Genomic DNA, 380 nt, shown 5'->3' with positions numbered 1-380 from the left:
GATCCTCCTGACCCTGCGTACCGAAGATGCGCCTTACGTGCATAACGTTCGCCGGGTGCAGATTGAGCAGCTGTCACCGTCCTTCTGGCGGGTGGTGGCCAGCTACGGCTGGCGGGAAACGCCTAACGTTGAAGAGGTGTTCCACCGCTGTGGCCTGGAAGGACTCAGCTGCCGGATGATGGAGACCTCGTTCTTTATGTCGCATGAGTCGCTGATTATCGGCAAACGGCCATGGTATCTGCGCCTGCGCGGCAAGCTTTATCTGCTGCTGCAGCGTAACGCCCTGCGGGCGCCGGATCAGTTTGAGATCCCGCCAAACCGGGTTATCGAGCTCGGTACCCAGGTCGAAATCTGATGTCAGAAAAGCCCTTCCATTGCGA

1 protein-coding gene is annotated in these 380 nt (G+C 58.7%); it reads left to right on the top strand.

Annotated features, from left to right (window positions below; translation table 11 throughout):
• The coding region (locus ACSIPU_RS30650; protein WP_435322488.1) for a KUP/HAK/KT family potassium transporter at positions 1 to 355 on the top strand (355 nt) is incomplete at its 5' end.
• Positions 356 to 380: the final 25 nt, after the last annotated feature.

This window comes from Klebsiella sp. HN106 (genome assembly GCF_051209435.1).
GTDB classification, from domain to species: domain Bacteria; phylum Pseudomonadota; class Gammaproteobacteria; order Enterobacterales; family Enterobacteriaceae; genus Klebsiella; species Klebsiella oxytoca.
The sequence above is the reverse complement of the archived record's forward strand: the minus strand, read 5'-3'. Positions and strand labels throughout refer to the sequence as shown.